The 19,976-nt window shown below is 51.0% G+C and carries 21 protein-coding genes; 15 read left to right on the plus strand and 6 right to left on the minus strand.

All coding sequences use genetic code 11. The features are described from left to right. Positions 1-31: 31 nt before the first annotated feature. Entirely contained in the window at positions 32-649 is a 618-nt protein-coding gene (locus QQK89_RS21350) for a TetR/AcrR family transcriptional regulator (protein WP_284240690.1), read from the minus strand. Positions 650-830: 181 nt separating this feature from the next. On the opposite strand from QQK89_RS21350, the gene QQK89_RS21355 reads away from it, so the two are divergent. From QQK89_RS21355 to QQK89_RS21395, 9 genes are all read left to right on the plus strand, one after another. Beyond that, a complete protein-coding gene (locus tag QQK89_RS21355; RefSeq protein ID WP_284240691.1) occupies positions 831-2,006 on the plus strand; it encodes a YhgE/Pip domain-containing protein in 1,176 nt (391 codons plus the stop codon). A 114-nt stretch (positions 2,007-2,120) separates the two neighbouring features. Beyond that, entirely contained in the window at positions 2,121-2,825 is a 705-nt protein-coding gene (locus tag QQK89_RS21360) for a response regulator transcription factor (protein WP_284240840.1), read from the plus strand. Continuing rightward, on the plus strand, positions 2,809-3,903 hold the full coding sequence (locus QQK89_RS21365) for a sensor histidine kinase (RefSeq protein WP_284240692.1): 1,095 nt from the start codon (positions 2,809-2,811) through the stop codon (positions 3,901-3,903). Before QQK89_RS21360 ends, QQK89_RS21365 begins: the two co-directional genes overlap by 17 nt. Before the next feature lie 83 nt (positions 3,904-3,986). After that, positions 3,987-4,844, plus strand: coding sequence for a M15 family metallopeptidase (locus tag QQK89_RS21370; protein WP_284240693.1), 858 nt, complete (start codon positions 3,987-3,989; stop codon positions 4,842-4,844). A gap of 207 nt (positions 4,845-5,051) precedes the next feature. Next, positions 5,052-6,833, plus strand: coding sequence for an HSP90 family protein (locus QQK89_RS21375; RefSeq protein ID WP_284240694.1), 1,782 nt, complete (start codon positions 5,052-5,054; stop codon positions 6,831-6,833). Then, positions 6,830-7,885, plus strand: a complete 1,056-nt coding sequence (locus QQK89_RS21380; protein ID WP_284240695.1) for a hypothetical protein — start codon at positions 6,830-6,832, stop codon at positions 7,883-7,885. The genes QQK89_RS21375 and QQK89_RS21380 overlap by 4 nt, the downstream gene beginning before the upstream one ends. 234 nt (positions 7,886-8,119) lie before the next feature. Beyond that, on the plus strand, positions 8,120-8,701 hold the full coding sequence (locus QQK89_RS21385; RefSeq protein WP_284240696.1) for a TetR/AcrR family transcriptional regulator: 582 nt from the start codon (positions 8,120-8,122) through the stop codon (positions 8,699-8,701). A gap of 111 nt (positions 8,702-8,812) precedes the next feature. Beyond that, positions 8,813-9,631: an SDR family oxidoreductase gene (locus QQK89_RS21390; RefSeq protein ID WP_284240697.1), complete on the plus strand. Its 819-nt coding sequence runs from the start codon at positions 8,813-8,815 to the stop codon at positions 9,629-9,631. A gap of 157 nt (positions 9,632-9,788) precedes the next feature. After that, a complete protein-coding gene (locus tag QQK89_RS21395) occupies positions 9,789-10,499 on the plus strand; it encodes a hypothetical protein (RefSeq protein WP_284240698.1) in 711 nt (236 codons plus the stop codon). A 44-nt stretch (positions 10,500-10,543) separates the two neighbouring features. Here the strand turns inward: QQK89_RS21395 and QQK89_RS21400 are convergent, their stop codons facing one another. From QQK89_RS21400 to QQK89_RS21420, 5 genes are all read right to left on the minus strand, one after another. Next, positions 10,544-11,320: a tyrosine-protein phosphatase gene (locus tag QQK89_RS21400; protein WP_284240699.1), complete on the minus strand. Its 777-nt coding sequence runs from the start codon at positions 11,318-11,320 to the stop codon at positions 10,544-10,546. 35 nt (positions 11,321-11,355) lie between these two features. Next, positions 11,356-12,147, minus strand: a complete 792-nt coding sequence (gene phnC, locus QQK89_RS21405) for a phosphonate ABC transporter ATP-binding protein (RefSeq protein WP_284240700.1) — start codon at positions 12,145-12,147, stop codon at positions 11,356-11,358. A 12-nt stretch (positions 12,148-12,159) separates the two neighbouring features. Then, positions 12,160-12,957 (minus strand): PhnE/PtxC family ABC transporter permease, encoded by a 798-nt coding sequence (locus QQK89_RS21410; RefSeq protein ID WP_284240701.1) that lies wholly within the window; start codon positions 12,955-12,957, stop codon positions 12,160-12,162. Next, positions 12,954-13,736 (minus strand): phosphonate ABC transporter, permease protein PhnE, encoded by a 783-nt coding sequence (gene phnE, locus QQK89_RS21415; RefSeq protein ID WP_284240702.1) that lies wholly within the window; start codon positions 13,734-13,736, stop codon positions 12,954-12,956. Before phnE ends, QQK89_RS21410 begins: the two co-directional genes overlap by 4 nt. A gap of 81 nt (positions 13,737-13,817) precedes the next feature. Then, positions 13,818-14,717: a phosphate/phosphite/phosphonate ABC transporter substrate-binding protein gene (locus QQK89_RS21420; RefSeq protein WP_284240703.1), complete on the minus strand. Its 900-nt coding sequence runs from the start codon at positions 14,715-14,717 to the stop codon at positions 13,818-13,820. Between the two features lie 174 nt (positions 14,718-14,891). Here QQK89_RS21420 and QQK89_RS21425 point away from each other — a divergent pair, with 174 nt between their 5' ends. The 6 genes from QQK89_RS21425 (at position 14,892) to QQK89_RS21450 (ending at position 19,962) form a co-directional block, all read left to right on the plus strand. After that, entirely contained in the window at positions 14,892-15,530 is a 639-nt protein-coding gene (locus QQK89_RS21425; protein WP_284240704.1) for a GntR family transcriptional regulator, read from the plus strand. A 95-nt stretch (positions 15,531-15,625) separates the two neighbouring features. Beyond that, the gene (locus QQK89_RS21430) at positions 15,626-16,609 is read left to right on the plus strand and encodes a quinone oxidoreductase family protein (protein WP_284240841.1); all 984 of its coding nucleotides are present in this window, start codon (positions 15,626-15,628) and stop codon (positions 16,607-16,609) included. 204 nt (positions 16,610-16,813) lie between these two features. Beyond that, on the plus strand, positions 16,814-17,245 hold the full coding sequence (locus QQK89_RS21435; protein ID WP_284240705.1) for a MerR family transcriptional regulator: 432 nt from the start codon (positions 16,814-16,816) through the stop codon (positions 17,243-17,245). A gap of 2 nt (positions 17,246-17,247) precedes the next feature. Continuing rightward, on the plus strand, positions 17,248-18,504 hold the full coding sequence (locus QQK89_RS21440; RefSeq protein WP_284240706.1) for an MFS transporter: 1,257 nt from the start codon (positions 17,248-17,250) through the stop codon (positions 18,502-18,504). A gap of 139 nt (positions 18,505-18,643) precedes the next feature. Beyond that, positions 18,644-19,273, plus strand: a complete 630-nt coding sequence (locus QQK89_RS21445) for a YhbD family protein (RefSeq protein ID WP_284240842.1) — start codon at positions 18,644-18,646, stop codon at positions 19,271-19,273. Positions 19,274-19,290: 17 nt separating this feature from the next. Then, entirely contained in the window at positions 19,291-19,962 is a 672-nt protein-coding gene (locus QQK89_RS21450; RefSeq protein ID WP_284240707.1) for a polymer-forming cytoskeletal protein, read from the plus strand. Positions 19,963-19,976: the final 14 nt, after the last annotated feature.

Here is a 19,976-nt window from a genome sequence, read left to right on the forward strand (position 1 = left end):
TTCACGCGGAGTGAAGGCTCTTTGTTGACGTTTATTGCTTAATCGGCGGCATCTCTTTGAGTCCAAAGGAAACTAACGGTCCATAGTTCACGATATTTAGCATAATGATCGACATCTGCTCTGGCGTTTGATCCAGATCGCATTCAATCCAATGCATTAACATGCCGAAATGCGCCGAGGTCATATACGCGACAACGTAGTCCTGGCGGATGTTCAAATGGCCGGCTCTTGCCATGTCAATCTTCTGGTAAATATGCTGAGCCATCAGCTTGCGGAATTGCAGAGCGTAGGCGAGGTCTCCTTTGGGCCCAAACATCACTTTCAAGAAATCCGCGTGTTTGGCGAACTCTTTGAAGATTTGAACGCCTAGCGGATAAGGCTCCCGGCGATCCCCATATTCCATGGCCTTGCGGAAATCCAGTTGCTTCACATATTGCTCGATGCTGTTGAATACATGGTCTTGCAATTGCTGCAGCATATCGGGGACATCCTTGTAATGCAGATAGAACGTCCCCCGGTTCAGATTGGCATGATTCGTAATGTCGGTTACGTTCACATGCTCCACGCCCTTTTCTGCAATAAGAACCATAAGCGATTCATAAATCTGCTGTTTCGTTTTTGCTTTTCTCCGGTCTATTTTTTCGGACATAACGTAATCTCCTTTTCGAATTTCTATGTTAATGAACACCACATCGCTAATGTGATGAGTAATGAACAATGCGGCGAGGAATGATTATTGTATTGCATCTATGTCTCTTATTATAATTAACAGCGTGGTCGTTAATCAACACGATGTTCATTTATATATAGAGATAGGAGATGGAGTAGAAATGGCTATTTTTAAACAAAAAATATTATGGATTGGGATTCTCATCGTTATTGTAGTACTCGCCGTGTTTGGCCTTGCGATGATGGGTTCCGTCCTCGGGACAAAACCTAATCATGTACCGGTGGCACTGGTTGTGCTTGACGAGCCGGTAGATCTGCCGACCGGCGACAAGCTGGCTGTTGGAGAAATGATCAAGCAGCAGCTTACTTCGAATACGCAGCTGCCAATCAGCTGGACGATTGTGAGCTCCGAAGAAGAAGCCCGCAAGGGTCTCGATTCGCGTGATTATTACGGCGTATTAGTACTGCCGAAAGATTTGAGTGCGGGTGTTATGTCCTTGAGCGGACCTAATCCTACACCGGCGACAGTCCAAATTATTAACAATGAAGGCATGAACACGCAAGCGGCAACGGTTGTGAAGCAGGGGCTTGGCCAAGTGATGAAGATGGTATCGCTTGAACTGTCGAAATCGGCTCTTGACCAGATGTCCCAGCGCGCGGATCAAATCCCTGTCGGAACTGCTGCGGCGTTGTTGTCTCCGATTCAAATACAAGAGGAAACCGTTCATCCGGTTGGCGTGAACAACGCAAGCGGCAATGCGCCGGGCATGTTAACGCAAATTATGTGGATGGGCAGCCTCGTAAGCGCGATGATCTTGTTCCTGGCGAGCACCAACGCCAAAAAAACAGGCGGACGCAAATGGGCGACCCATCTGCTCCAGCCGGTCATCGGCATTATTCTGGTAGGCGCCGCATCCGGCTTCCTGATCTGGATGGCCAGCTCTTGGTACGGCATGGAACTGGCGAACGCGGTGGATGCTTGGCTCTTCCTGTGGCTTGGCGGCACGGTATTCTACCTGCTGCAGTCGATGCTCCTGAACTGGATTGGCATCCCGGCGATGGCGATTCTGGTTCTGCTCATGTTCTTCTCGATGCCGATCCTGAACATGCCGGTAGAGTTCCTGTCGGATACAACGCATAACCTGCTGTATTCGTGGACGCCTCTCCGATTCGTATCCGGCGGACTTCGCGAGATTATGTACTTCGGCGGCATGGACGCCGTCAGCACGAACGCTACCGTATTGTGGAGCATTGCCGGGGGTTGCCTGGTTCTGCTGCTTGGCGCAGGCGTCAAAAAAGGAAAAGCGGCAGCGGCACAACCTGCGGCCGTAGCTTAAATAGAGTCGTCCCCTCCGCGGGGACGGCTTTTTTTGTGTAACAACCGTTCCAGAGGTTACAATAAGAGTTGGAATTAACAAGAAAAGGACAAGAAATGAGTGAATGCAATGGCGATGCAGCAAGCGTTAATCTTGATTGCGGAGGATGATCCGGATATTGCCGAGCTGATTGCGCTCCATCTGGGCAGGGAGGGCTACCGTCTGCTGAAGGCATCGGACGGAAGAGAAGCAGTCCGCCTTGTGCAGGCGAATGCGGTTGATCTGGTTATTCTCGACATTATGATGCCGCATATGGACGGTCATGAAGCGATTCGAATCATTCGGGAGCAGCAGCACCGGATGCCGATTATTTTTTTAAGCGCCAAGACGTCCGACTTCGATAAAATAACAGGCCTCGTCATGGGTGCCGACGATTATATGACCAAACCGTTTAACCCTATGGAGCTGCTTGCCAGAGTCAATGCCCAGCTTCGCCGCTTCAAGCAGCTGAATCAGCCGGTATCGGCCGCGCCTCTTACAACCGTGGTCTCGGGCGGATTAACGATTGACCAGGAACAACGCACGGTTACCTTGTACGATGAGCGGATTGAGCTGACGCCCAAAGAGTTCGATATCCTCCATCTTCTCGCCAGCCACCCGAAGAAGGTATTTAGCGCGGAGCATATTTTTCAGCAGGTGTGGGGCGAGGCCTATTATGAGAGCGGCGGCAATACGGTGATGGTTCATATCCGCACGCTTCGCAAGAAGCTTGGCGAGGACAAGCAGCATCAGCAGTGGATCAAAACCGTCTGGGGGGTCGGTTATGCCTTTCAAGGGTAAAATACGAAGCTTTCGTACCCGGATGGTCGAGCTGTTCGTCATGAGCCTGCTCATCTCCGGCGCCGTTACCTATCTGCTCTACCGGCTCTTGCAGTCGTACTATAACCAAAAGATCCGTTATGCGAATGATCCCATCGTTCAAGCCCGGAGCTGGCTGAATGACATTGGCGATTTGAACTTCTTCCTGATTTTTTTCCTGCCGTTATCCTTTGTTTTCTTTTATTTGTTCACGAAGCCATATGTCTCGTATTTCAAGGAGATATCGATCGGGATCCATCGGCTTGCCAAGGGAGATTTCACGGGCCGGGTACAGGTTCCTTCGGATGACGAGTTTGGCGTAATCGCAAGCGACTTGAATCTGGCGGGCGACATGCTTCAGAAGGCGGTGGAGCGGGGAGATTTCGCCGAGAGCAGCAAAGATCAGCTGGTTCTTAATCTGGCGCATGATCTGCGTACCCCGCTTACTTCTATACTTGGTTATCTCGACTTCATCTTGCGCGACGAGCAGCTGTCGCTTGAACAGACCCGGCATTTTGCCGCCATTGCTTTCAACAAATCCCAGCGCCTCGAACGGCTCGTGGACGAATTGTTTGAATTGACCCGGATGAACTACGGCATGCTGACGCTGGACAAGAAGCAGATCGACTTGGCCGAGCTGCTTATGCAGCTGAGCGAAGAGCTGTACCCTCTGTTTGTGAAGAGCCGCCTAACGGCAAGAATGGACCTTCCTCCGCATCTCATGATGGAGGCGGACGGCGAGTTATTGGCGCGGGTATTCGAGAATCTGCTTACGAATGCCGCCCGTTACGGCCAGGATGGCGAGTATGTCGATATTAAAGGCCGGGTGGAGAACGGCGAAGCGGTTCTGGAAGTCATCAACTACGGCGATTCGATTAAGCCCGAGGATCTGCCGCATTTGTTCGATATGTTCTACACCGGCGACCGTGCGAGATCTCCGGAAGGAAGCACGGGGCTGGGACTATTTATCGTCAAAAATATCGTCGAGCAGCATCAAGGCACGATTACGGCCGAGAGCAGCACGATTCGGACCGTATTTACCGTCAGACTGCCGATTTAAGAAAAACTTTAACTTTTTCCCCACTTCTTTTTAAACAATGTTCCGTATCCTTAGTTGCATGAACAAGCAAAGGGGATTGGACCATGAGGAAGTGGGTTTTTGCGTTTATCCTTGTTATCCTGTTAAGTTACGGGATCTCGCAGCTTAATGTGAAAAGCGCCGGGGAAGACAAGGTTAATATAGAAAACGGGTCGCTGCCGACCGAAGACAGTCAGGTGATCACCGTTGGCAAGGAGCAGGTTCATCAGGGGGACCTGCTCCTTGTGAATAACGACCATGCTCTGCATCCGGAGGGTATTCGTTCCGATATTGTCTCTTTATCCGACCGTCAGGATCTGGTGCAAGGCTTTGGCCTGCTCGATCCTGCGATTCAGCTGTCCGAATCGGTAGCGAAGGATTTTGGCGAGATGGTGAAGGGGGCGAAGCAAGACGGTGTGGAGCATTTTCTTATCAATAGCGGTTACCGCGACGCGGCTAAGCAAGACCAGTTGTACCGCGACATGGGACATGACTACGCGCTTCCTGCTTACCATAGCGAGCATAATCTTGGGTTATCGCTGGATATCGGTTCGACCGAAGCGAAGATGGACGATGCCGAAGAAGGCAAATGGCTGAAGAAACACGCGTGGGAATATGGCTTTATCCTTCGTTATCCGAAAGGAAAAGAAGAGATTACGGGCATTCAATACGAGCCTTGGCATTTCCGTTACGTCGGGAAGGCGCATAGCGCGATTATGTATCATGAAGACCTGACGCTGGAGCAATATTTGGACAAGCTGAAAATGGCAAAAGCGATGTCGATCAAGACCGGCGGCATACAATATACCGTCGCCTATTATCCGATGGTAGGAAGCAGCGCAACCGTCCAAGTACCAAAAGGCCAGCAATACGACATCTCCGGAAACAACTACGACGGAGTTATCGTCACGTCTTATGTCTAAATAAAATTTTCGTAAAGCGCGCATATGCCGCGCTTCTTTTTTTACCAAAAAGCTACGCTAATCGCGGTCGCACATCTTCGAGAGGCCTCGGTAGAGTTTTTTTCATACTCATAAGTAACCTTGTTCCGGACGATATTCTTACTGTACTGTTAGATTATAGGATAAGAGAAATATAGATTTGAAGTATGAGGTGAGAGCTTGAATAACATGAATTTGAATTTTCAAGTGAATCTGCAAGGCATAATCGATCTGTTGTCCAATCATTTGTACTCCGATCCGGGCGTGTTCGTCCGCGAGCTGCTTCAGAACGGGGTGGATGCCGTCACGGCAAGGAAAAGACTGGGCCATCAAACGGAAGGGAAGGTATCGGTGGAGCTGTTCCCGTCTTCGCACACGATCTCGTTCATGGATAATGGCATCGGCCTCACGCAAACGGAGATCGAGCAATTTCTGGCGCGCATCGGCAGCACGACGAAGCAAGCCGACCAGGATTCGGCGGATGATTTCATCGGCCAGTTCGGAGTGGGCTTGCTCTCCTGCTTTGTGATGAGCGACGAGATTGTTCTGATCACCCGTTCCGCCCTGGAAGGCGATTCGCTCGAATGGCGGGGCAAGCCGGACGGTACTTATGTCATCAATAAGCTGCAGAGAACCGTTCCGATTGGGACAACCGTCTTCCTGAAGATGAAGCCCGAATACGAGGAATACGCCGAATGGTACAAAATGTACGAGCTGCTGGAGCGCTACGGCAAATATTTGGAGACGCCGATCGTATTGACGGAAGACAAGGATAGCCGTCTGATTAACGATTCTACGCCTCCATGGCGCATGGATAAGCCGGAAGCGATTGCCTATATCGAGGACAGCGAATACGACAAACCGATGGATATTATCCCTCTCAAATCGCTTATTGGCGAAGTAGAGGGGATAGCCTATATTTTGCCTTATGCCGTGAGCTTGCAAGAAGAGAAGCGTCATAAGGTGTATTTGAAGCGGGTGCTGCTCTCGGACAAAATGACGAATATATTGCCTTCCTGGGCTTTTTTCGTGAACGGCATCATTAATACAAACAGTCTGCGGCCAACCGCCTCGCGCGAATCTTTCCAGGAGAATGACTTGTTCTACCTGGTGCGCGATGAGCTTGGCGCTTGCATTAAGCAATATCTGATGGATTTGGCTTCGGCCAATCCGGATTTGTTCCATCGCATGGTGATTATTCATTATGCCTCGCTCAAGACGATGGCAGCCGAGGATGAAGAGCTATACGAGCTGTTTATCCGGCATTTGAGCTTTGAGACTTCTTATGGCGATATGAAGATGGGCGATATATTGCGGGAGCACAAGACGATTATGGTCACGTCCACGTTTGACGAATTCCGGCAGGTAGCCCGCGTAGCCAAAGCCCAGGGTATGATGGTCATTAACGGCGGTTACGTGCATGATCTGGATCTGGTCCGCAAGCTGCCAACCGTTGACGAGAACGTTCAAGTGAGCGTGCTCGATATTCTCAGCTTCTCGAGCCGCTTCGAATCGCTTAAGCAAAGCGAGCGCGACGAGGTGCAGCCGTTTCTGATGCTGTCGGACCAACTGCTGGCGAACTATCAATGTCAAACGTTGATCAAATGGTTTGAACCCGCCGACATTCCGGTCCTCTTCAACATCAATCAGGAAGTGAACTTCTTCAAGATGATGGAGGAAAGCGAAAAAGAAGCGAATCCGCTGTTTGCGGAAGTCGTACACGTCATTAAGGATGAATTGTACGAAAAGCCGTATGCGCGGCTATGCTTCAATTACAACAACCCGATTGTCCGCAAAGCGATTGCTTCGGGGGATGCCAAGCTGCAGCGTACTTGCATCGAGCTGCTGTATACGCAAGCGCTCCTCATGGGGAACCATCCGCTTAGCGGCCACGAGCTGCGGCTAATGAACGATTCCTTGCTGGAGTTTATGAATATGGGCCTTGACCGGAATGCCGAGGCTAGCCGATGAATACCCGATTCCAAGAGCTGAGGCGGTCAACATGGTCGATGCCGGATGGCAAGCAGAAGCTTGCCGTCCTTGAAGAGATGATTCGGGTAGCCGATCGGTACATGACGGAGGAGGAAGCCTATCAGGCAAGGATGGACTACTCCAATGCGGCGCCGGAATGCGGCTGTCCGGAGCGGATGCTTGTATCTTTCTCCTGGTGCTTGAAGAAGTTCGAGGACAATCCCGGCAATTATTCGAATTTCTATATCATGTGGCATTACAAATGGGTGCTGGGGTATGTTTGGCGACTTCCCGAGTTAAGCTTGGAGCAGATCGAGCGGGTTTTTGAGGATTTCAAGGAGAAATGCCATACTTACGGGTACAGCCTCCGGGTCTATTATCAGAAGCGATTGAACTTTATGCTGTGGCAGGGCAAGATGGCGGAAGCGGCGGAATGCTACAAGAGCTGGAGAGCGGCGAAGCGGGATTCCTTGTCCGACTGCAGCGCTTGCGAGCAGAACATGTTCGGCAGCTACCATTTTGCGATTGGGCATCATAAGAAAGGCCTTCAGTCGCTGCGGCCGATTCTGGAAGGCAAGATGTCCTGCCGTTCCGTTCCTCAGAACACGTACAGCGAGATGATGCTCCCTTTGCTGAAGCTTGGGGAATACGACCGGGCGACGGAAACCGCGAAAAAAGCTTACCGCTTCATCAAAGGTCCGTCGTATCTCGAAGAGTACGGGACGTTCCTCCAGTTCTTCACCGTGACGGATATGCCAAAGGCCGTCAAGCTCTATGAGCAGACGGTCGGGCTTGGGCTCGGCAGCAAGCTGGGTTGGGATCGGCTGCAGTATTTCGTGTCCGTCCGCATCTTCCTGAAGGAATGGAGCAGAACCAGACGCCGCAAAAAACTCGCCGAGTCCGAGCTTGTCACGCTGGGCTGGCTGGATCAGGAGATTAGCCGCCTTGTCCAGGCGTTTAACCGCAGGAACGGCAACTCCTTCGTGGAGGAATGGATCCGCGAGAAGGAGAAAGTCGCCGCCCGCCTGCAGTCGGCTTACGGCACGGCTTAGCTCGCCGCTCGCAAGCGGTGAAAGTCGCCGAAAGAGCAGGAATCGGCTGATAGGGGAGGTCTTAACGATACGCCGCATCGTTAAGGCCTTTTTTGTAACGGTAGCAAGAATATGACCGGCAACTGCGGGCAGACTATTCCTTACCAGTTGACAGCGGAGGCCGCAAGTTACATAATTGCATTAGAATGAACGTTCTATCTAATGAATCTTAATGAGTTGGAGGAAGTCGTTAACGTGTTTGAATCTTACAACAAAGTGCAAAAGGCCGTGCTGGAAACGACGCTCTCGATCATAATCCGCAAGGAGCTTCAAGCGACTTCGATGGCGCTGATCGCGAAGGAATCCAAAGTATCCACGGGCAGCATTTATCATTATTTCAGCAGTAAAGAAGAGATCATTAATGAACTGTATACGGCTATCGTTACGTATAACGGCCAGTTCGTGCAGGAAGGGCTGAACCGGGAAGGGACGATCCGCGAGCGCTTCACGCGGGGTTGGGAGAGAGTGATCGAGATCAGCCGCCAATATCCGGAAGGCTTCCAGTTCATTGAGCAGTATTCCTTCTCGCCGTACATTTACGAAGATGTGAAGCAGAAAGCGTACAACGGCGGCTGGTGCGCGCCAATGAACAAGCTTTACGCGGAAGCGATGGAGCAGAAGCTGTTCAGAGCGATGGATCCGAAGCTGCTCGTGCAGATGCATTACGGCTCTATGGTCTATATGGTCAAAAGCTATTTACAGGGCAACTCGGATTTAACCGATGCCGGTATAAGGGAAGCCATTGAGGTATGCTGGCAAGGAGCGAGCCGGGGCTAAAGTGATATCGTATATTTTCATGTTAAACCGGTCCGTAAAGGGCCAACCTCCACCTTCATTAGAATGAACGTTCGGTCTAATCTATGCAAGAAATAAAGGAGAGAAATCATAATGAATAAAACGGTTTTCATTACAGGAACAAGCAGCGGATTAGGCAAGCTGACGGCGATTCATTTCGCCAAGCTCGGATGGAATGTAGCGGCAACGATGCGGACGCCGGAGAAGGAGACGGAGCTGACGCAATATAGCAACATTAAGCTGTTTAAGCTGGATGTAACGGATGTGGAGCAGGTTCGTGCTGCAGTGGCGGATGCCATCGAAGCTTTTGGCCAGATTGATGTCGTCGTGAACAATGCGGGGGTAGGCGCTTACGGTGCCTTGGAGCTGGCGAAGGAGGAGACGATCGACTGGCAGTTTGGCGTAAACGTGCGGGGTCCGATTAACGTCATCCGTGCGGTGCTGCCGCATTTTCGCGCGAAAAAGTCGGGTATGTTTATTACGATTAGCTCGTTTATGGGCGTGACGACGGCTGTTCCGACGGGCTCCCTATACAATATGTCCAAGTTTGCTCTGGAAGGGTTAATCGAAGGATTGTATTACGAGCTGAAGCCGCTTGGCATTGAACTGAGACTGGTGGAGCAGGGCGGTTCGTCGGGCAATAACTTTGTGGACAAAATCGTCTGGGGCCAAAGCGAAGAGATTACGGATTACAACGAGATTACGGCAAAGGTCCAAACGATGATGGCCAGCAGTCCGCAAAGCCAGTTGGATGAACCGCAAACGATTGTTGATGCGATTGCCCGGCTTGCGCTAGGGGAGAGCAAGCAGTTCCGCACGCTGGTGGGCGACGCTGCCCATCAACTGACGGAAATGAGACAATCGCTGCCGATTGAGGAATATTTGGAACGGATTGCATCGCAATATCAATAAATTTCTCTTAGGAGGAGGCCGGCTTATCGTTATGCCAGTATTGGCTTCGTGGATTGCCGTGCTTTTTATATTGTAAGGAGTAAAGCCTCATTTACATCTTTGCAAATTTGGGATATATTTGAAATTCCATTTCTAGAGAAAAATGAGGTTCAAGCAGATGATGATTGGGGATACCCGCAAAAAAATGATTCCGAGATGGCTGAAAGGGGTCAGCATCCTATTGGCTTGCCTTATATTGTTTGCCGGTCTGGTCTATGCCTACGACAAGCCGGGCGGGATCGCCGACTGGAGATATTCGCGCGCGGCAGGGCTTGAGGGGACGATTCAAATCCCGATCGGGAAGACGCCGGAGGAAGCCGTCCAGAAGTTTCGGTCTTCGTCCAATCTTCAAATTGTCCATAAAGAGTCGCTCCATGGCGGGGACCTTTTATTTTATAAGCAAAACGGGATAAAAGATGAGAACCTCGGGATCGAATTCGTGCACAAAACATGGATGGGCTGGAAATGGGTCATGGGCGGGGGTTACGCAGTATCTGCTCCGTTTGAACGGAAGGAAGCCTTTAGCTTCATGAGTATGCCGAAGTACAAAGGAATAACGGGACCGTTTCCGATTATTTATGGTCTAATTTTAGACAGTTCCATTACTAAGATTAACGTTACGGTTGGCGGTACAAAGGCCGGAAGTTACCCCGCAAGCATAACGGAATATGAACCCGGACAAAGGCTTTGGTATGCGGAACTGCCTGCTTCATCAACGGCTCCTTACAAAATCACAGCTACTGGCGATAATGGTAAAGTCCTTGCTGTAAAATCTTTCGATGATCCGACGGGTTATGGTAGCGTAGCGATGTCCAAATCCAAAACTTAAAATACAAAGCGGTGCAGGGACAAAGTCCTGCACCGCTTTGTATTTTACGCCAGGTAGTAGCTTTGCAGCTTCGCGCGGCGCTCGGCGTCAATGCCGAATTCCTGCTCGAGGTAAGCTTCGAAAGTACCGTAGGATTCTTCGATTGCGCTAAACACGGCGTCCAGGAACTCTTGGCGCAAGCGCATATTTTCCATTAACTCCTCGATTTGTTCCTCGGAAAGATGCGGCTTCATGCGCTCCTTCATTTGCTCGTTCATCGGGGCAAGCGTGACGTTGGAGATCAGGTAGTCTTCAATGATCGTATGGCGGTCTACGCCAAGCGTCGTCAGAATCAAAGCGCCGCCCACGCCCGTACGGTCGCGGCCGCCCATGCAGTGGTGAAGGAATGCAGCGCCTTCCTGCTCTTCGAACAGCTTCATCAGCGCTTTGTAGGAAGGACTGTTAATCGGCATTTTTCCGTACATCGCAGCCATTGTTTCAACCGACATTTCCCGCAGATGTTTAAGCATGTCTTTCTCGAAATCCGCGGAAGTCAGATTAGGATCGTTAATAGCCGATACGCGAATGTTCTTAATAGACGGAATAACCGGATCCGGCTGCTTCAGCGCTTCATGGTCATCGCGGTAGTCGAAGATAGCCGTAATGCCAAGCTCTTGCAAAAGAGCGATATCCTTCTCGGTCATCGCGGACAGATCAGCGGAACGGAAGATTAGGCCAGCTTTTACTTCGCGTCCGTCGGTTGTTTTGTAGCCGCCCATATCGCGGAAGTTCAAGACTTTCTCCATGGGGATAATGCGATTGAATTGTTCAGTAGTAGTCATTATAGTCTCACCTTTCAAATGGAATTGGGATTGGATTATACGGCTTGTTCAACGGGAACGCCTTGCTGGAACATTTGATGCTCTTTGCCTTCGTAGATATGTTGGGTCATGCGATCGGTAAGCTCCTCCGGCTTGCCGTCGAAGACGACTTTGCCGCTCTTGATGCCCACAATGCGGGTAGCATACCGCTTGGCCACGTCGACCTGATGCAGGTTGACCAGACAAGCGATGCCCTGCTCGATGCAGTTCGCGTGGAGCGAGTCCATAACGATTCTGGAGGAGTTTGGATCAAGCGATGCGATCGGCTCGTCGGCCAAAATAAGCGAAGGTTTCTGCGCTAGAGCGCGGCAGATGCCAACGCGCTGCTTCTGGCCGCCGGACAATTCATCGGCTCGCTTATAGATTTGCTCCTCGAGGCCAAGCTTCTCCAGAAGGGCAATCGCCGCAAGCTTATCCGCTTCGGAATAACGGCTGAATACGCCGTTAAACGCGCTCATCTGGCCAAGACGTCCGTGGAGGACGTTTTCGAGTACGCTGAGCCGGTCTACCAGATTGTAATGCTGGAAGATCATCCCGATTTGGGAGCGGATTTGGCGCAGTTGTTTTTTGCCCGCCCCAACAATTTCTTGACCCTGGAACGAAATAGAGCCTTCCGTTGGATCAATCAGGCGGTTAATGCAGCGGAGCAAAGTGGATTTGCCGGCACCGCTTGGTCCGATTACCGCGATGAATTCATTGGGATGTACCTCGAGATCAATGCCGTTCAAGGCTACCGTGCTGGAGCCGTATTGTTTCTTCAAGCTGTTGATTTGTAGCATAGGTTTCATGCCCCTACCTCCTTATTTGTGGCCGCGTCCGGACAGACGCAAGCGAATCAAGTTCGTCGTCATCTCGAGCAGGAAGAGCGTAATAAATACAATGAGAATGCCAAGCGTAAGCGGCTTGAAATCATAGAAGCTTATATATTCCTGCAGCAGGACGCCAATCCCCCCGGCACCCACGATCCCGAGAATGACGGTCTCTGCAACGGTAATTTCGAAGTTAAAGGCGATGCTCGCCAGGAAAGCGGTCATCAGCTGCGGCGTAACGCCGTTGAAGACAAGGTTCCACCAGCCGCCGCCGACGGCTTTAACGGCTTCAATAATGTCTTTGCCGGCTTCGTCGATCTGGTCCGAGAAGACACGGGTTAAGAACGCGACCGTCGGGAAGATCAGTCCAAGCACGCCGGCCATCGAGCCAAAGCCAATGCTCGCAACCGCGAGCAAGACCCAGATCGTTACCGGAATCGTCCGGATGATGACGATGATTGCCCGAATAATTTTGGCCAGAAGCGGAACGGGTGCCGTATTGGTCGCAATGACAAAAGCAAGGAAGAACGAAATAACGACGCTAATGACTACGGTTAGAAATGCAATGATTAAGGAAGTGAGCAAGCCGTCCATCAAATCCGGGAATTGATCAAACGACATCTGCATCATCATGTTTGCGATATGCGGAATCTGATGCAGCCCGTCTTTGAATTGATTAAGGTCAAGCTTTAAGTAGAAGAAGCAAGGGAAAAACAAGATGACCATCAGGCCAACGAACCAGCGCTGCTGACGCTGCGTCGATTTGTGTCCAATTCGGATTTTCTTCAAATTAATCGCTCCCTTATCCGTTTCGTCATGAACTCAATGACGAGGATCATCACGATGAGTATACAGATCACGGTGGAGGTCCGATTGTATTGGAACAGGTCCATCGTTAATTTGATCTGCGAACCGATCCCGCCGGCGCCTACAAGGCCAAGAATGGAGGACGCCCGGATGCTGAGCTCAAACATGAACAAGGTCCAGGAGATAAAGCCGGGAATAAAAGCGGGAATAACGGCATGTTTAATCTTTTGAAGATAACCTGCCCCCATCGCATCCAAAGCTTCGGTCGCATGACTGTCGATCTCCTCAATCGCTTCCGCATAGACGCGGGCAAGGAAGCCGCTGCCGAACAGAATCAAGGAGAAAATGCCGGGCATGCTGCCGACGCCGAAGATAACAACAAGAATGGACGCCCATACAAGGAACGGGATATTGCGCAGCAGCGAGATAAAACCGCGAAGCACCGTCCGGATTGCAGGATGCGGAGTTGTTTGACGGGCCATCAGGAAGCCAAACAGAAGTCCAATGATCGAAGCCAGCACCGTTGCCACTACGCCGTAAGCGAGCGTATCCAGCACGGGTTGTAAATAAGACGGCAAGTCCGATGCCTTTGGCGGCAAGAAGTCGGTGAACAAGAAGTGCAGGAAGATCGGAATACCGCTAATAAACTCCGAAAAGCTGAATTGAATGTACCAGAGAGAGAAAACGACAGCGGCTGCAAATAAAGCGTAGGAAACATTTCGCTTCAGCTTTTTTTGCTTGACCGCAGCTGCGGTTTGCATGAAGACAAGCCTCCTTCATTAATCCCGAATGGCGAAAGGTTCGGATAAGCTTTCGCCATTCGGGTCATTCGTACGTACGGATTATTTCAACAGATCGTCAGGGCTAAGATTCAGTTTCTTCGCAATGTCGCGCAGGCCGTCGAAGTCGCTGTCTTTTGCTTCAACGAATTTCGCGTCTTTCGAGCCTACGATGCCTTCGAGGTATTCCGGGTTGTCATAAGAGAGCAGGAACTCTTTCACCGTAGCTTTCAGATCTTCCGGCAGGTCCTTGCGGATGCCGATTGCCGTGCCCGGAAGAGACTGCGATTGTCCGATTACGCGGTAGGAATCTTTTTCGATAATGCCTTTTGCTTCAAGCATGGCTGGCATCATAGCGGCTGTGCCAATCGCGTCGTATTGTCCGCGGATCAGGCCAAGGACCGCTTTGTCGTGGCCGCCTGCGAATTGAACATCCTTGAAGAAGCCTTTTTCGATTTCTTCGGGAGTAAGGCCAAGCTGTTCGGCAAGGATCGATTTCGGTAGCAAGTGACCCGTTGTGGATACCGGATCGACGAAACCGAAGGTTTTGCCTTTCAGGTCGGCAAGCGTTTGGATCGGCGAATCTTTCTTGACGAGAATAACGGATGCAGGCGCGTTTGCCATTGCCGGGATGGAGATCTCGGCTACAGGTTCAACATTCGCGCGGTCAACCGCAACGATATAAGAGAAGGGGCCGAACAAAGCGTAGTCGGCTTTGCCGTTCTTCATGGCTTCAATGGCAGCGTTGTAGCTGTTAGCTTTATAGGATTCAACAGGGATGCCAAGCTTCTCGGATAGTTTCTTTTCGAAGTCGCTGTTAATCTTCTGTGCCTGATCGGAGTTCTCGCCCGGCAGGTACGCGATAACGAATTTCTTAGGCGCGCCGTCTTTGTTCGAGGAACAGCCTGCGAGCATCGTCAGGGCTACTACGAACAGGGTCATCACTAGCAAAGCTTTTTTCATGGTTTCTTTTTCCTCCCTATATTGGACAATGTCCTGTATACAGGTTGTATAATACGTGTGTTTTGTTATCGTCCGGTTACCTCAAATCCATCGTTGTGTTAAAAAATTGTTGAGGTATTGTAGACGTGAAATCCTTGGCCTACAATAGGGACAGAACAGGAGAGGATGCTTTCTATGTCGCTTATTCAGAAGGCCTATACTTATATTAGAGAACAAATTTTGCAGGGAGAGTTTATGCCGGGAACGCTGCTCTCCGAGGTCGAAATCGCAGAACAACTCGGGATGAGCCGGACGCCGGTACGCTCCGCTATGTCGCAGCTGGAGTCGCAAGGATATGTCGTTACGATGCAGAACCGGGGGATTTTCATTAAAGAGATCAATCTGAAAGAGATGATTGATATAATAGAAATTCAGCTTGCTTTCCAAGTCATGGCGCTGAAAGTCATAAGGGAAACCGGAGAGATGCCCGATCTGGAAGCTATGAGGCATCATATGGAGGCGCAGTTACTTGCAACGGCTGAAAAAGACTATTTCCAATACATGCAGCATGCGAATTTGTTTCAACGCTGCTTAATTGCTTCTTCGCGCAATCATGTGGCCATTCAAATGCTGGATACGCTGCAGGACAAGTCCATGCGGTTTGCCATTATTAATTACAAACGGACGCCGCATACGCCGCATTTTTCAGCCAATAAGCTTAATCAAAGCATTTATGACCATTTGGTTGCGGGTGAATTCGAGGAGATTGAAGCCCTTTTGAATACGGTTGTTGAGCTGAGCAAGAGAAGGTTGCTTGAACTCAGGATGATGTAGGCTTTAGCTGAAGCTGATAACAACAACTATTCCGGCACACAATATAAGAAGAACCGGCAGGCGCTCCCCTTCTTCAGGCGGGCGCCTTGCGCATGATGGAGGACATCGAGATGAAAGCTTTAGTATTTGAACGGTTTGGCGGGCCCGAGGTGCTTATATACAAGGAGATCCCATCGCCGGAGCTTGCGCCGGGACATGTATTGGTGCGCATGAAGGCAGCCGGACTGAATTACGCCGATGTGTACAGGAGGCGCGGCAATTATCATCTAGCCGGACAACCACCATACATATTGGGCTATGAAGGAGCAGGCGTTGTAGAGGAAGCGGCAGCGGATGCAGCCGGCTTGAAGCCGGGCGACCGTATCGCTTTTTGCGATGTGCCGCATGCGAATGCGGAGTTTGTGCTGGTACCGGTTGAGAAGGCGATTCCGCTTCCGGGCGACATTCCGTTCGAGACGGCCGCGGGGTTATTGCTGCAAGGCATGACCGCGCATTATTTAACGCGGGATAGTTATAAGGTAAGTGATGGCGATGAGGTCATTGTTCACGCGGCAGCCGGAGGAGTGGGTCAACTGCTGGTCCAGCTGGCGAAGCGGCAAGGCGCACGCGTGCTTGGGCTAGTCTCATCGGAGGCGAAGCGGGAGGCTGCGCGTACGGCGGGGGCTGATGAAGTACTGCTCTATAGCGATCGTTGGGCCCAAGAAGCGAAGAGTTGGTCTTCCGGCGGAGAAGGGGCAACGGTAGCGTATGATTCTGTTGGCGCCACGCTCATGGACAGCTTTGCGGCCGTGCGGACGAAGGGGACGGTTGTGTTCTACGGCATGGCGGGCGGCGATCCGGCCTTTGTGGATCCGCGCATGCTGATGGATACGTCGAAGACGTTAACCGGCGGGGATTTGTGGAATCATGTTACGACCCGCGAAGACCGGCTGCGACGGGCAAATGAGCTGTTTAGATGGCTGCGGGACGGAAGTCTGAAGCTAGAGCAGCCTCGCGTGTTTCCGCTGCCCGAAGGCGCGGATGCCCATCGTCTGCTCGAAAGCCGCCAAAGCACGGGTAAAATCATTCTTATTCCATAAGACATAGGTAATGCCGGGGCCGTCTCGCTCGCTTGTTGCAATGACAACCCCGGCTTTTTGTTGCGCGGAATGAGTTCTTTGCGTTAGGGACATCTTATTAGCGGAAGGAAGAAGCCGCCAGGATTGTCAATTTTCTAAAGTTAACGTTGACGTTAATGTAAACTAGGTGTATCGTAGAAAACAGAGAGCAAAGGGAAAGAGGCGATGAAGATTTTATACAAAATCGAAGATGTTGCTAACATGGTAGGGCTAACGAAACGGACGCTTCGATATTATGAGGAGCTGGGGCTTATGACGCCGCCGGAACGCAGCGAAGGGGGCTTCCGTCTGTATACCGACGAGCATGTCGAGCGGCTGAAAAAGCTGATCACGGCCCGCGACGTGTTGGGGTTCTCCCTGCAAGAGCTGCAGGCGTACATCACGATGAGCGAGGAATTCGTCAATCAGCGCGAAGAGATCTTCAAGACAGAAGACCGGCAGCAGCGTCTGCACAAAATCAACGAACTTGAGCTGACCGTAGATAAGCAGCTGGAGATGATCGATCTGAAGCTCGAGAAGATGAAAACGATGCGGTCGGAAATTAACCAGTTCAAAGAGAAAATTACGGAAGCCAAAAAGAAATATATACAGGAGTGAGAATGAGCGTGGCAAATTCATCTCAAACAACGGCGGCAACTGGCGCCAATCAACCATTAACCATTCAAAAAGGCGGCTTTTTTAATCAGCCCCGCGCGGTATGGGCCGTCTTTTTCGCAGGTATTATCGCCTTTATGGGGATTGGTCTCGTCGACCCGATCCTGAAGGCGATCGCTGAGGAAATGCATGCTTCGGCAAGTGAAGTCAGCTTATTGTTCACGAGTTACAATGCCGTCATGGCGGTCGCGATGCTTATTACCGGCGTCGTCACTTCGCGGATTGGCATCAAATGGACGCTTCTTCTAGGCGTCGTTATTATTGCGGTATTCTCGCTGCTTGGCGGATTATCGAATGATATTTGGGCGCTGGTCGGCTATCGGGCCGGCTGGGGCCTTGGCAACGCGTTTTTTGTAGCAACGGCCTTAACGGCTATCGTATCCTTGTCCAATAGCGGCGTGACCAAAGCCATCATCCTATATGAAGCCGCGATTGGGATCGGGATTTCGGTTGGTCCGCTGCTAGGCGGCGAGCTTGGCTCCATCTCTTGGAGAGGGCCGTTTATCGGCGTGGCCGGTCTTATGGTTATCGCTTTCCTGGCGATTATTCTGATGATGCCGAAGGCGGCGGGAGTTCCTAAAGCGGCTGCCGCACCGGCGAAAAAAACATCCCTTCTGGACCCGTTCCGGGCATTGCGCCATCGTCCGCTTGTTGTCTTTGGCCTGACGGCGTGCTTCTATAACTTCGGCTTCTTCACGCTGATGGCTTACGCGCCGTTCGTAATGGGCCTTGGCATCCATGAGCTCGGTTATGTATTCCTCGGCTGGGGCATTCTGCTGGCGGTTACTTCCGTCTTTATGGCTCCATGGCTGCAGCGCAAATTCGGCACGGTCAAATCAATGGCGGTCATGCTAACGTTGTTTGGACTCACGTTGCTTGCCATGGCCATCTGGACCGATACGCAATGGGTTATTATCGCGAGCGTTGTCTTTGCCGGCGCGCTGCTTGGCAACAATAACACCCTGATTACGACGGGGGTCATGAACGCCGCGCCGGTTGAGCGTTCTACCGCATCGGCGGCTTACAGCTTCCTGCGGTTTATCGGCGGCGCCATTGCCCCTTACTTCGCAGGCAAGCTCGCGGAATGGTTCAACCCGCATGTGCCTTTTTATGTGGGAGCGGGGTTTGTCATTCTGTCCGTGTTGTTCATTCTGGCGAACCACAAGCATGTGAAGCATGTTGATCATGCTGGCGGCCATTAAGAACCGATTATAGAATTAGTATGCGTAGGAGAGACTAAAATCAAGCCGCTTGCAGAAGCCTAATTTCTGTGGGCGGCTTCCTTTTTGTTGTACTAACGTAACAATGTTATGTTATACTGTGAGCGAAGGGGGTTAAATGATGGAGGAAGAATTAATATCCAAGAAGGATTTGCTGGAGCTTACAGGCATATCCTACGGACAATTGTACCGGTGGAAGCGGAAAAACCTGTTACCGGAGGAATGGTTTATCCGCAAGTCGGCGTTTACGGGACAGGAGACCTTTTTTCCAAAGCAGAAGATCTTAGACAGGATCGATAAAATCGTAAACATGAAGGACGATTTATCCTTGGATGAGCTGGCAGACATGTTCTCTCCGGCTTCAAAGGCGATTTCGATCTCAATGAAGGAGTTAATAGAACGAAACATTGTTTCGACAGATGCCGTCAAAACAGCCGAAGCTTTTATCGGAAAGTCCGAACGGTACACGTTCGAGCAAACGTTATGCGTCTACATTTTGGATCATTGCCTGCAGTCGGGGGAGATCAGCTTGGACGAAGGCCGAACGATGCTGCCGACATTCCTTGAGCACTACAAGAAGTTCAAGGAACAGCAATGCGATATGATTTTGCTGCGCAAAATGGGCGTTTCCGTTCTGCTATTGGTGCCAACCGGCGGCGAAATTCATTTCGAAAGCGGAGTAAAGATCATCCTCCGAGTGGATGTGCCCGTTATGATCGAGCAATTAAAATTAAAGCTAATGGCAATATGACGGAGGTGTAAATCGGAATGGGAAATACGCGAAATTTGAATATTACGGGGATCGGCAAGTCTTACGGCGGCGATGTCCATACGGCCAAAATCGAAGGGATTGGCAAATTCGAAGGCGATGTCCGCTGTTATGAATTCCTTATTAACGGACGGGGCGAGGTGCAGGGCAGCTTGAATGCCTCATTGGCTTCGATTAACGGAATTGCGAGCATTCACGGCAGCCTGCAGGCGAATCGATTCACGCTGGAGGGCAAGTTGACCGTAGACGGTTCGATTACAAGCGAGAAGCTGCGGATGAACGGCATGGCGACGGTGAAAGGGAATTGCGAAGCCGAATCGTTCAAGGGAAACGGCCGGATGGTTATGGAGATGCTGAATGCGGGCGAGATTCATCTAACCTTGCAAGGAAGCAGTCAGATTCAAGAAATCGTTGGCGGCGACATACAGGTACGCAAGCAGCGGGGCTCTATCCTCGGGAAATGGCTGCAATCCGTTCCCGGTCCGTTCGGCAATAAACTGAATGCCGGAGTCATTGAAGGGGATAACGTGTACTTAGAGTATACAACGGCGGACATCGTGCGGGGCGGTACGGTGAAGATCGGTCCAGGCTGCGCGATCGGCAGCGTCGAATACAAGCAAAGCTTCGAAGCGCATGACAGCTCCAAGGTCATCAGGCATGTGAAGCGATAACAGGAACGGAGGCG

The organism is Paenibacillus glycanilyticus (genome assembly GCF_030161375.1).
Taxonomy (GTDB): domain Bacteria; phylum Bacillota; class Bacilli; order Paenibacillales; family Paenibacillaceae; genus Pristimantibacillus; species Pristimantibacillus glycanilyticus_B.